The 12,490-nt window shown below is 39.6% G+C and carries 12 protein-coding genes and 1 pseudogene; 6 read left to right on the forward strand and 7 right to left on the reverse strand.

What is annotated here, in order from left to right:
• Positions 1 to 66 precede the first annotated feature (66 nt).
• Positions 67 to 543, forward strand: a complete 477-nt coding sequence (locus ACOQO5_RS09965) for a nucleoside deaminase (protein WP_420581544.1) — start codon at positions 67 to 69, stop codon at positions 541 to 543.
• Here ACOQO5_RS09965 and ACOQO5_RS09970 read toward each other — a convergent pair.
• The 4 genes from ACOQO5_RS09970 to ACOQO5_RS09985 all read right to left on the reverse strand — a co-directional run bounded on the left by ACOQO5_RS09970 (position 540) and on the right by ACOQO5_RS09985 (position 3,180).
• On the reverse strand, positions 540 to 998 hold the full coding sequence (locus ACOQO5_RS09970; protein ID WP_420581545.1) for an ExbD/TolR family protein: 459 nt from the start codon (positions 996 to 998) through the stop codon (positions 540 to 542). The genes ACOQO5_RS09965 and ACOQO5_RS09970 overlap by 4 nt on opposite strands.
• Before the next feature lie 2 nt (positions 999 to 1,000).
• Entirely contained in the window at positions 1,001 to 1,552 is a 552-nt protein-coding gene (locus ACOQO5_RS09975) for an ExbD/TolR family protein (protein ID WP_420581546.1), read from the reverse strand.
• Between the two features lie 114 nt (positions 1,553 to 1,666).
• Positions 1,667 to 2,050, reverse strand: a complete 384-nt coding sequence (locus tag ACOQO5_RS09980) for a response regulator (protein ID WP_420581547.1) — start codon at positions 2,048 to 2,050, stop codon at positions 1,667 to 1,669.
• Positions 2,047 to 3,180: a sensor histidine kinase gene (locus ACOQO5_RS09985; protein WP_420581548.1), complete on the reverse strand. Its 1,134-nt coding sequence runs from the start codon at positions 3,178 to 3,180 to the stop codon at positions 2,047 to 2,049. Before ACOQO5_RS09985 ends, ACOQO5_RS09980 begins: the two co-directional genes overlap by 4 nt.
• Positions 3,181 to 3,319: 139 nt before the next feature.
• Here ACOQO5_RS09985 and ACOQO5_RS09990 point away from each other — a divergent pair, with 139 nt between their 5' ends.
• The 5 genes and pseudogenes from ACOQO5_RS09990 (at position 3,320) to ACOQO5_RS10010 (ending at position 9,350) form a co-directional block, all read left to right on the forward strand.
• A complete protein-coding gene (locus ACOQO5_RS09990; RefSeq protein WP_420581549.1) occupies positions 3,320 to 3,778 on the forward strand; it encodes a helix-turn-helix transcriptional regulator in 459 nt (152 codons plus the stop codon).
• Between the two features lie 94 nt (positions 3,779 to 3,872).
• The gene (locus ACOQO5_RS09995; protein ID WP_420581550.1) at positions 3,873 to 6,281 is read left to right on the forward strand and encodes an ABC transporter permease; all 2,409 of its coding nucleotides are present in this window, start codon (positions 3,873 to 3,875) and stop codon (positions 6,279 to 6,281) included.
• A gap of 128 nt (positions 6,282 to 6,409) precedes the next feature.
• Complete coding sequence (locus ACOQO5_RS10000) at positions 6,410 to 6,748, forward strand: PadR family transcriptional regulator (protein WP_420581551.1); 339 nt, start codon at positions 6,410 to 6,412, stop codon at positions 6,746 to 6,748.
• A 1-nt stretch (position 6,749) separates the two neighbouring features.
• Positions 6,750 to 6,938: pseudogene (locus tag ACOQO5_RS10005) on the forward strand (permease prefix domain 2-containing transporter); the annotation flags it as partial.
• Positions 6,939 to 6,983: 45 nt separating this feature from the next.
• The gene (locus ACOQO5_RS10010) at positions 6,984 to 9,350 is read left to right on the forward strand and encodes an ABC transporter permease (RefSeq protein ID WP_420581736.1); all 2,367 of its coding nucleotides are present in this window, start codon (positions 6,984 to 6,986) and stop codon (positions 9,348 to 9,350) included.
• A gap of 1,103 nt (positions 9,351 to 10,453) precedes the next feature.
• Here the strand turns inward: ACOQO5_RS10010 and ACOQO5_RS10015 are convergent.
• From ACOQO5_RS10015 to ACOQO5_RS10025, 3 genes are all read right to left on the reverse strand, one after another.
• Complete coding sequence (locus tag ACOQO5_RS10015) at positions 10,454 to 11,017, reverse strand: hypothetical protein (protein ID WP_420581552.1); 564 nt, start codon at positions 11,015 to 11,017, stop codon at positions 10,454 to 10,456.
• Between the two features lie 144 nt (positions 11,018 to 11,161).
• Positions 11,162 to 11,659, reverse strand: a complete 498-nt coding sequence (locus ACOQO5_RS10020) for a hypothetical protein (RefSeq protein ID WP_420581553.1) — start codon at positions 11,657 to 11,659, stop codon at positions 11,162 to 11,164.
• Positions 11,660 to 11,683: 24 nt separating this feature from the next.
• A complete protein-coding gene (locus ACOQO5_RS10025; protein WP_420581554.1) occupies positions 11,684 to 12,490 on the reverse strand; it encodes a helix-turn-helix domain-containing protein in 807 nt (268 codons plus the stop codon).

Consider the following 12,490-nt stretch of genomic DNA (forward strand, 5'->3'; position numbering starts at 1 on the left):
ATCATAAAGTATTCAATGCAAAATTAACTAAGAGGAGTTAACTTCATGACATTCAGGTTGAAACATATGGAACGAAGAAAAGAAAAGTTTATGCGCGAGGCTATCCGGCTTTCTATAGAAAATGTAGAATCTAATACAGGAGGGCCGTTTGGTGCAGTGGTAGTAAAGGATGGTGAAATTATAGCCAGAGGGAAAAACCTTGTGACAAGCTGCAATGACCCAACCGCCCATGCAGAGGTTGTTGCTATTCGTAAGGCTTGCAAAGTACTCGACACTTTTCAGCTCGATGGATGTGAAATATACACTAGCTGTGAGCCTTGTCCAATGTGCTTGGGTGCCATTTATTGGGCCAGGCCAGACCAGTTATATTTTGCCAATACTAAATCTGATGCTGCCGCTATTAATTTCGATGATCAATTCATATATGAAGAGCTAGCCAGACCTATAGCAGAACGAAAACTCTTTACCAGACAGTTGTTGAAGGAAGAGGCGCAAATGGCATTTAAAAAATGGGCAGAGCGTACCGACAAATTAGAATACTAGAAGTTTAGCGGTTTATCTAAAGTTCGGTAAAGAATTTTCCGTGCATTACTTTTTCTTAGTTCCATTTGAATATCGCTAATTAGTCCCATGTCCACTTTTTCATCAACCTTCAACATGACGATCAGTTGATCTTTGTATATCTCTCCCAAATCAGACTTTTGCTCTTGGATCCATTGACCAATTTGATCTAGAGAAACCCATTTGTTGTTACCAGAAATTCTTGGTGATGTACCTAGTCTCACATCCTTAGGAAAGCCAATAAATAATTCTTTAATGAGGAATTTCTTGTCTACAGTGGTTATCGAATGTGCGTTTGGTGTCTGCACGTTGAGTTGCTCTTCGTTCACCTTAATCGTGGCTGTGACCATAAAAAAGAACAACAGTAAGAAGACGATATCTGGCATAGAAGCCGTTGATATTTCAGCTGTGGTAGAGGTTTTTTTTCTGATTTTCATAATTATTTTATTTGATCCGGATTTGCAATTGAAATGTTCATTGGTAGCCCTATTCTAGCTTTTTGATACAATGCCAACTCAGAGGGGTTCGATTTTTTCAGCTTTCTGAACTCATCAGAGGTTAGCCCTACACGTTCACCATACATTTGGTAATAGGATTCTTTGATGAGATCAAGAATGGATATGAAAGAGGCAAATTGAGCTCCACGCTGTGCTTTGATTGAGATAACTGCTTTTTCAGAGTTTTCGGAAAGGGTAGGGTTTGAGGATGGGTTTTGTACAAAAGTTTTGATTTCCTCCACAAGTCCGGATAGGTCAGTTCTAACTTGCCCCTCGATCAAATACTCATTTTTTGAATTGATGAGTACCTTGAAAAGATTTCGTTCGTTGACAGGTGTTTCTGTGGGTTCAACATCTGGTGGAAGCTGCAGCATGAGACCTTTATCTTGAAGGAGACTCGTACTTACAAGAAAGAAAATAAGTAAAAGAAATGCTATATCTGCCATGGAGCCTGCAGATACCTTTGGTTCTGTTTTTGGACGCTTAAGTTTCATAGACTTTTTGTTAGTTATAATCCAGACTAACAGATAAAGTCACAAACCAGACTTGGCCTTAATTCCTTAGTGACGCAAAAAAATAGAAATACAGTACTTTTCCAGAGAAGATGTCTAAAAATGAGACACTACGATGTCCTCAATTTTTTCCACAGACATTGGCTTGCTTACAAACTCCCGAATTTCAGAACACACCTCAGCTCTTTGTTTGTCCTTAGGGTCCATAGAGGTACTTACCATAACGATGACGATATCCTCTTTTTGCTCAATAGGTAACGACCGGAATTGATCAATGAAATCCCAACCCGATAGGGCAGGCATATTGATGTCAAGAAAAATGAGATTGGGTCGTTTTGCCTGAAGATAGTTTAAAGCTTCTGTTGCACTTAACACAGAATGAATCTGTTTGAAACGATTACTTTTTTTAAGAATAACTTCATGAATGAAGTTGGTAGGCACATCGTCGTCGACCAATAATACGTGTTCAATTTGGTTCATTTAGGAATGGTAAAGTGAAACTTAGCGCCACTTTTATAGTTTTTGTCTAGCCAGATTTTCCCTCCAAAGGTATCTAAAATTTTTTTACAATGGGCCAACCCAATGCCATTACCTCCATAAGTAGAATTACTATGCAATTGTTGATATATAATGAAAATCTTATCCTCAAATTGAGGGTCAATACCGATGCCATTATCCGAAATGGTGAACTGCATGTATCGGTTTTTGTCTGAATGAGAGATGTCGATTTCACATGGAATATCAGATTTGCTAAATTTTAAAGCATTTTCAATCAGATTTTGAAAAAGCATTCGGAGTTCCGTAGGACTGGCCATTACACTTGGTAATTCGTCAATTTGAATAGTTGCATTTTTCTCTTGAATTAAACTCTGAAGATCTTGAATTACATTCTCGCAAATTATTCGACTGTCTACAGTTTCTAACTTTATGTCATGTCCAATTCTTGAGTATTCAAGCAAGCCGGTGATTAGTTGCTTCATTCTGACAGAAGCATCTTTTATGAAATTGAAATAGAGTTGTCCCTCTTGGCTTAGCTCTTTTTTATTCTCCGATTGGAATAAATCAATGTAGTTGATAATTGTATGTAATGGACTTTGTAAGTCATGTGAAGCGACAAATGCGAATTGTTCGAGTTCTTTGTTTTTGAGCTCCAAGTCTCTGTTTTTTTGTTTTAGATCTTCGAATATCTGCTTTCGTTCAGTAATATCAGAGTAAGTACCAAGTATACCAATGACTTCGCCTTCCTCATTTTTGAGTGGAACCTTATTGGTTTCGAGCCAAGATTCTTTACCATCAGCGTGTTTCTGAGGTTCGATGATACCCAGTTCTGATTCTCCTCGATCCATTACTTTTTGATCTGTTTCGATAAAAAAATCTGCTTCAGTTTTCTTCCAGGCTAAATCATGATCTGTCTTACCCAATATTTCAGGTGCAGACCCTACACCAGCGTCTTCTGCAAATAGTCGATTGGAACCGAGGTATACGGAGTCTCTGTTTTTCCAAAATATGCGTGAAGGTATATTGTCCAGAATGAGTTGAATCATTTCATCCTTTGATATTGGAAATATATCCGAATCAGATATTGTTTTTGGTTTGTTTTTATTGTTCATGCTAAGGTATTGGTTACTCTAATATACCAATACTCACGGTTTAAGAAAATTAATTTGTTGACAGATATATTTAGTCTCCATTTGTGAAACAAATAAAAATTCCCTACGTTTGGTCTTCAATTAAGAAACAAATAAAACTATGAAGGGATCCAATCTAGGGGAGTTTCAAGAAATCGTACTGTTGTCTATTCTGATATTAGATGAAGAGGCTTATGGACTGAAGATTCAGCAAGAACTCAGTACGCGACTCAAGCGCACACTGAGTAGAGGCGCACTACATACGGCGCTCACTCGTCTTGAAGAAAAGGGATTTATTGATTCTCGCACGGGTGGTGCTACAGCCGAGCGTGGTGGTAGGCGTAAGCGGTACTACAGCCTCACCAACAGTGGTAAAGAATCTCTCCAGCAAGCCAGAGCTCTACGCGAAGAAATGTGGAGTCAGGTCCCCGAAGTTCAGCTTGTCATGATATCCAATAATCTTCCTTCCAGGTTCGCCAAATTCTTTGAATGGTTCTGTAGAGCAGAGCTATTTGAGGAACTGCAAGGTGACCTCGAAGAAGCCTTTGAAGAAAAATATACAAACTCATGGCGTGTCTAAAGCGCGCCGCATATACCGAATCGAAGTGATGAAAATGCTCAGACCTTCAGTGATCGGTTTTGGTCAAACTCACTCAAAATTTAACCATTTAATCATGTTTAAGAATTATTACTTAACCGCAACAAGAAATCTCTTAAAGTACAAAAGCTATTTTTTTACGAATGTGCTGGGTCTTGCCTTAGGAATCGCAAGTTTTTCATTTATTGCGATATATGTTTGGAATGAAATAAGCTACGATCAGTTTCATGCCGATCATGAAAGAATTTATCGAATTAGCAGCAAAGCGGTGATTAGAGGGAAACCTAATCATGATGCTACCACAGGGGCTCCTTTAGCCAAAACCATGTTGAGTTATTACCCTGAGGTACAAAAAGCCACGGGTGTGCTAGATGCTGGTTCTGTTCTTATTAGAAAAGACAATAAGAAGTTCATTGAAGATCGGATGTTGTTTGCAGACTCTTCTTTCTTAAGTGTTTTTGATTTTAAATTGTTGAAAGGAAATCCACGAACTGCACTGGCGGCTCCTAGATCGGTGGTTCTATCGGAGCGATATGCTAGGAAATATTTTGGAGATGAAGAGGCTTTAGGGCAATTTCTTTCTGTCGAAGAAGATTCTGTTTCATATATTGTGACTGGAGTCGTAGAGAATATTTTACCAAATTCACATATTCAATTTGATATTATGGGTTCCATGATTTCCAGGCCAGAAGGGACCACTACACATTGGATTGGGACAGACGTTCACAATTATATTCAATTGGATAAGCATTCCAACCCATCAGAGCTTGCGATAAAATCAAAAGAAATTTTTTACGATTTTATAGCGCCTGAAATTGAATACTATACAGGTATTGAAATCGAGGATTGGGAGAAAGCAGGAAATACTGTTGGATTTCAACTCACACCAATTCAGGATATTCACCTGCGTTCTACAGCGTCCAATGAGTTAGAACCGACAGGTAATTCTACCTACGTTTACATTTATGGAATTATCGGTATAGTTACACTCTTTATAGCTATTTTTAATTTTGTCAATTTAGCCACAGCACATTCATTATGTAGAGCTAAAGAAGTGGGAGTGAGAAAGGTAATAGGATCAACTAAACAAATGCTGGTCATTCAGTTTATGGTCGAATCACTGATCATTTCGTATGTAGCTAGTTTGCTTGCCGTTGGCTTTATTGTCGCATTAATGCCTTCATTCACTTCACTGATAGGAAAGGATCTTAGTATCGGATTATTCAATAATTCCATGCACTGGATGTTTATAGTGGTGCTGGCTTCATTTGTTGGAATTGTTGCAGGTGTATATCCATCTTTAGTGTTGTCCAATTTCCGACCAGTTCAGGTGTTGAAAGGCGATAAATGGTCAGGGGCAAAATCCGGTTGGCTGAGAAATCTATTGGTTACTCTTCAATTCACAGCTTCCATTGTAATCATTGTTTGGACCTTGGTTGTATATAACCAGATCAGTTATATGTTGGCCAAAAATTTGGGATTCGATAAAGAGCAAATGCTAGTGATAAAACGTCCGGATTGGCTTGGAGGTCATATGGAAGCCTTTAAGAATGATTTGCTTGGTCATCCCCAAATAAATGGAGTAGCTAATTCAAAAACTATCCCCGGGAAAGAATATAAAATCCGATCATATCGCAAGCAGAACGAAGCTGAAACTTTCCTTTTTTTAAACAATCAAGTCACACATGAATATAAAGATTTGATAGGGTTAGAGTTGCTTGCTGGAAGATTCTTTGCAAGTGATATGGCTTCGGACTCCAGTGCTGTTGTGATTAATGAATCAGCTGCCAGAGCTTTTGGATTTGATGACCCGATAGGGCAACCACTTACTTCAGCTTTTTCCAATGGACCCTTGCATATCATTGGCGTCATCAAGGATTACAACATTGAATCACTTCATAAGCCTGTAGAGCCTGTTTCACTGGAGTATGATCCAGGCAATCAGGAAGGCTATATCAGTATAAAGTTTAATAATACAACTAATATACTAGAAACATTGACTGCCATTGAGGAATCATGGGATCAACATTCCGGAGGTGAGCCGTTTCAATATTTCTTTTTTGACGAAGAGTACCAACGGCTCTATGAATCGGAAGTAGCTACAGGTAAAATACTTTTCGTTTTTGCCTCACTTTCCATTTTCATTGCCAGTCTGGGATTGATAGGTTTAATTACTTATTCGGCTACAAGACGTCGTAAAGAAGTAGGCATACGAAAAGTTCTGGGAGCTGGGATTCGAGCTGTGTTCCATTTGCTCTCTGCTGAAGTTTCGAAACTGATTGGTTTGGCTATTCTCATTTCTTGGCCAATTTCTTATTGGGCAAGCAACTACTGGTTGCAAAATTTTGCTGACAGACAGGAATTAAACATTTGGGTATTCATAGATTCCATGCTGGTAGTCATACTAGTTGTTGGTGTGATCGTAGGGTTACAAACCTTGCGCTCTTCAAATCAGAACCCCATAGATTCATTGAGACAAGAATAGAAATCTAATCTATTAGATTTTAGAAAAAGCAAGCATAGTTTGATCTTTTTTGGTGATTATTTTATAGACAAAAGTAAACTTAATCAATAGTCTTTCGTATATTGCTGACAAATGTAAATTTAATAGCAATGGAAAGATTACATCTTGGTGAATTTGAAGAATTGGTACTGCTCACAGTAGGGGTGCTGTATGAAGAGGCGTATGCTGTAGCCATTACCAAAGAAATTGCAGAACAGTCCAGACGCTCGGTCAATGTGAGCGCGGTTCACAAGTCCTTGTATCGGCTGGAAGAAAAAGGGATGCTGAAGTCAGCACTTGGCGAAGCTGAATCTAAAAGAGGCGGAAAACGAAAGCGTATCTTTTCGATTACGCCTATTGGAAAAAAAGCCCTTGACGCATCGTTGGAATTGCGCAATAGACTGCGAAGCCGTATTCCTGAGGTTGCATTCAAATGGCAAATAGCTTAGCATGTCACGTGATGTGAACATACCGAAATGGCCATATTTTTTCTTTAAATGGTATTGTCGGAAGGATCGTTTCGAAGAATTACACGGTGATCTGGAAGAATTTTTTTACGACCGACTTGAAGAAAGAAATCTAAGGTATGCCAGAATTCAATACACTTTAGATGTATTCCGCTGCTGCAGGTCATATGCCTGGAAAAAAAATAGTCAAACTCACTCAAAATTTAACCAATTAATCATGTTAAAAAATTATTTTAAAACTTCCATGAGAAGTATGATGAGGAACCCACTCAGTTCTTTCATCAATGTATTCGGACTTTCTCTAGCTATTGGGGTTAGCATCGTGGTGTATTCATTCATGGACTATCAGTTCAGTATGGAGCAATTTCACGAAAACAAGAATGAAGTTTTTATGGTCACCTACTTTGTAGACAAGGAAGGTCAGACGCTGCAGTATGGGAAAAGCCCCGTATTGCTGGCGGATGCACTGAAAACTGATTACTCTCAAGTGAAGGCGACTTGTAAAATTGAAGATCGAGCAGTTATTGTTAAACGTGAGAATAAAGTGTTTCATGAAGAGGTTCGCTATACCGATCCGTCCTTTTTGACCATGTTCACCTTTCCTCTGAAGTGGGGTGATCCTGGTTCGCTAGAGGGGCTAAATAATATCATCATCAGCGAAGAAATGTCTGAAAAATACTTTGGAGACGTGGATCCTATAGGTTATGATTTGATTCTCAAATTTGATACAGACAAGAAGAAGACATTTACGGTAACAGGAGTAGCGAAGAAATTTCCAGATGCGCATCAGATTGAATTCGATTTTCTGATCAATTTCGAAAATTTCAATTTTTCACATCCGGAAGTGGCCTTCGACGATTGGTATAAGCTGCTGGATGCGACCTTCATTCAGGTAGAGCAGGCCTCAGACATTGAAATATTGCAAGCGGGCATGGGCAAGTATCGCGATTTGGTGAATAGCACCCACGATGGTTGGGAAATTATTGACTTTCAATTTGAGCAGCTTACTACCTTATTTGATCATTCGCAGTACATATCTGAATCTATTACTTACAATTATTTTGCGGCAGGCCGCATCACACTTCCTATTCTTGGCTTGTTTATGCTTGCTCTGAGTTGCTTTAATTATATCAATATTGCTATTGTGTCGGCCGCCAGAAGATTAAAAGAGATTGCGGTTAGAAAGACTATAGGGGCAAACAAATCTTCAACGATGATGCAGTTTCTGGTTGAAAATGTATTGGTGACATTTTTGGCTTTGTTGGAAGGCACCTGCCTGGCTGTGTTGTTATTCTTGCCTTGGTTTGCTGATCTTTCAGAAATGCCTTTGAGTGTCGATTTTGGAGCGGTCAAACTTTGGGTATTTCTATTAGTTATCACTTTGATTACCGGCTTACTTTCAGGTTGGTATCCTGCTTTGTACATTTCCAAATTTCAAGCTGCAACTATTTTCAAAGGCAGTTTTCGACTAGGGAAAAAAAGTGTATTAACGAAAGTCTTCTTATGTATCCAGTTGATATTGGTCTGTGTCTTGCTTTCAGCAGCGGTCATTTTTACTAAGAACACTTCATTCCAATATGCGAGAACCTGGGGGTACGACAAGGATCAAGTGCTCTACGTTCAGTTTCCAGAATCCTCAGCTTTTGACGAACTCTATGGATTTTGGAGCCAACAGTCTGCAGTAATTTCGCTGAGTGGTTCAACCCATCACTTGGGACATCAGGTAAATTACCCTGTGATCAATAGGCATGAACGTAAGTATGAAGCCAGGGAGATCGCTGTGGCACCAGATTATTTCGAAACTTTGGGTCTGAACTTGATTGAAGGTAGATTTTTGAAAGATAATTTCCAAAGTGATCAAAACTCGGTCATCGTCAATGAAGATTTTGTAAAGAAGCTGATGCTGACTGATCCGTTGGCGGAATCTTTTAAGATAGACAGCGTACAATTTCACATCGTTGGAGTGGTTTCGGATTTTCATATTTATAGTTTTTATGATAAAATCAGACCTACATTTTTCACGCTTGCCGACAAAGAGGAGTATCAATTTTTATCACTAAAAGTAAAACCGGGATCGGAATATGAAGTTTATGATCAACTCCGAGAGCAGTGGGCTTCGCTATTTCCGGAAACACCATTTCTAGGCGGACATCAAGAAGATGTTTGGGGTATGGGTTATTATGAATCAGAGGCTCAACAAGGCAACTTTATGCGCGCTGTGGCCGGTATTGCTATATTGCTGGCCAGTCTAGGTTTTTATGGATTGATCACGCTCAATGTATCTGGAAGAGTAAAAGAATTTAGCTTGAGAAAGGCACTAGGTGCAGGGCTGAAAAGTATAGCCTTTCAAGTAAGCAAACAGTATTTTATTCTCGTATTTCTTGCGCTACTGGTTGGGGTGCCGCTGGCCTATATACTGATGACTGCTCTTCTGGATCTACTATATGAATACCCCATGCCGATTGGGTGGATGGAGCTTTGCTTTTCAGTTTTAATATTACTTGCGATTCTGGGCGTAGTCATTGGCAGCCAGGTGAGAAAAGTATCAAAATCCAGCCCAGCAGAAGGCTTGAAGCTAGAGTGAGATTAGAACCTATAAGGTTTTTGGAAACCTTATAGGTTGTTTTATTCAATTGGGTAGACCGACAAAATATATTCTTGATAAAGATTTCTTTATAAATCAATTGTACTTATTTGAAGTTTCCTGTTTTTTCTAGTTCGTCAATCTTCCCTTTAAAATGACAAATGTGTGCATTGGCTCGTGTCCCCACGAGACTTGAAGGGTTCGTGAAGACACGAACGATGGCAAGAAGTGCTGACATGAAGAACTACCAATCATAACTAGCCGCACCTGTTACAGCATCTCTTGTATGAGACAGCTGCTGTTGAACTGGCAGATCGCGCAACTGGTGCGCGAAGGAGTGCAATTGTTTTCATTAAGATTTCTCTCTTCACCTCCCTTTTGGTCGGTTCGTACGACATGACAAATGTGTGCATTGGCTCGTGTCCCCACGAGACTTGAAGGGTTCGTGAAGACACGAACGATGGCGAGAAGGGCAGACATGAAGGACTGCCAATTATAACTTGCCGCATCTGTTACAGCATCTCTTGTATGAGACAGCTGCTGATGAACTGGCAGATCGCGCAACTGGTGCGCGAAGGAGTGCAATTGTGTTCATTAAGATTTCTCTCTTCAGCTCCCTTTTGGTCGGTTCGTTCGAAATGACAAATATGTGCATTGGTTCGTGTCCTTATGAGACTTGAAAGGGTTCGTGAAGACACGAACGATGGCGAGAAGGGCTAGCATGAAGCACTGCCAATTATAACTTGCGGCACCTGTTACAGCATCTCTTGTATGAGACAGCTGCTGTTGAACTGGCAGATCGCGCAACTGGTGCGCGAAGGAGTGCAATTGTGTTCATTAAGACTTCTCTCTTCACCTTCCTTTTGGTCGGTTCGTTCGAAATGACAAATGTGTGTATTGGCTCGTGTCCCCACGAAACTTGAAGGGTTCGTGAAGACACGAACGATGGCGAGAAGGGCTGGCATGAAGCACTGCCAATTATAACTTGCCGCACCTGTTGCGGCATCCGTTTGATGGGAGAGTTGCTGTTGAAGCATGTAGATCATATAACAATAATATTTTATAACCTTAGAGGTTTAATAACGTCGAACATAAGAATTCCATTAGCTTCTTTTCCTTTTCACCAACCAAACAAAAAACAGAACAATCACCACTAACCAGCATACGGTAGTTACTCCACTTTTCATTTGAGTAAAGAGGCTGGCGGTGTTGATAATGGTCTCAGAGACATGGTTTGGCGTGGTGATCATCTTTGCGATCAGCATATTCTCACCGTAGTCTAGCAGCATGGCCAGGAAGGGCAGAAGGTAGAGATGAGATAGTAGAAGACGAGGCCTTAAGTTGATCAATCCGGATAATCGAATAATCAAAACACTCAATAAAAGGGCGAGCAGGAAAGGGTAGAGGACATCCAGTAGAAACAATTGAGGAAATAGATAAAGATCAACGATTTCTTGATTAAGGCTTTGAAGCATCAATGTTGCTTCTTCAATCGAATAACCGGTTGCTTTCAAGTCGAAGGCTTCGGTACCTAGCTGGGCATTGATGTGAGGAAAAGTAAATAGCATCATCAGTAGGAGTACCAGATGAGCCAGTATGAACAGTGCAATTGTTCTTGGCTTGGTAGCTAGCCTATTAAGAATGGATTGGAGATTTGTGATAGTCATGAGTTTTATTGTGAGATTGCGGCCAGTCAGCTTACTAGTGAAAGGAGTGCTTTTTTTAAATTCTCATAAATGTATCGGATTGCATCAGTCCATGCAAATAACTAAGCTGGCTTATTGATGATGGTATCTCTCAGCCATATCTTTTCAGTTTATCAGAGTTATCAATTGCTTATAGTAAGCATTGATTCTCGCATGAGCGGTACCATCTATTAATAATATTACAATCATCATAGCAATCGTGGTGATTCCAATCGCTCGCCAAGTGGGGGTATTGATGAAAACAATCAATAAGGCAGCAATTACTATAATAATAGGAACAACCTTAAAAACTACTGTGTATTCTTTTAAAGTACCTTCTACACGAGCCATTTCTGAGTCTGCAAAAGTAGAAGCATCTTGATAGTATGCTTTTTCAAATTGGCCAATTCTAGACTTGTTGGTGAAAAATAATCCTAGCCCTATGGTCATAAGTAAACTACCTGCTACCAGCATGGGGATGATGTATGCTTTGGCCAATTCTGTTTTGCCAAGTTGCCAAAAACCTGTGCTTGCAGCTATAAACAGAAAAGCAAAAATGATGAAGAAACGAGTGGAAAATACCTCTGCTTTGGCCCATTCTTGAGCAATTTTTAAAAGTTCCATTGATTTATTTTTAATATTAGTTAGTTATTGATTCATACTTCTAGGACTGGCTCCATACGCTTTTTTGAAGGCGAATGAAAAATGTGAAAGATTCTCAAACCCAGATGCCAGGTACACTTCAGTGGCCTTCTGTTTTTCGGTGGTGAGTTTATAATAAGCCAAATCCAACCGCTTCTTAGTAAGCCACTTTCCTGGTGTTGTTTTGTATATTTTTTTAAAATCAGACTTGAAAGTTGTTAGACTTCGACCAGTCAAAAAGGCAAACCGTTCCAGAGGCAGGTTATACATGAAATGCTCTTCCATGTATTTTTTAAGGTCTATTTTTCCAATCTCACTAAAAGTACCGAGGATCGAACTTACTCTTTTATCTACTTCATCTATGATAGTGAGCGCCTCGTGAATTTTTATGGCGACAAGCGAAGATGGAATTTCATCTTGCTTATCAAAATAGGAAAACAAGGACCCAAAATAACTCGTGAGCAAATGGTGCGAATGGATCGGTCGCTGTTTAGCCACATTTTCATCCCAGTTTTCAAGTACCGAACGACCTGCATAGAATTTGCGAAGCTCTTCTTCGGGAAGTAGCATAGATACCGCTTCAAATGGTTTGTTACCTTCTGGTTTTTTGATGACCCGAATCAGTTGATTTTTGGGAACCAAGAGGGTATCTCCGGAGTGAAAATTCAAAACGTGTTGGCCATAGGATAGCGTCATTGCACCCGAATAAATAAACACAATAATGTGCTGTGGTGAAATATGTTCCCAGGTGTAGTTTTTCTCTACTGTTCCTGATAAAAACACCCTTCCTTTATGTGTTTCTTTAATGTTCAT

Source organism: Reichenbachiella sp. (assembly GCF_965223055.1).
Lineage (GTDB): Bacteria > Bacteroidota > Bacteroidia > Cytophagales > Cyclobacteriaceae > Reichenbachiella.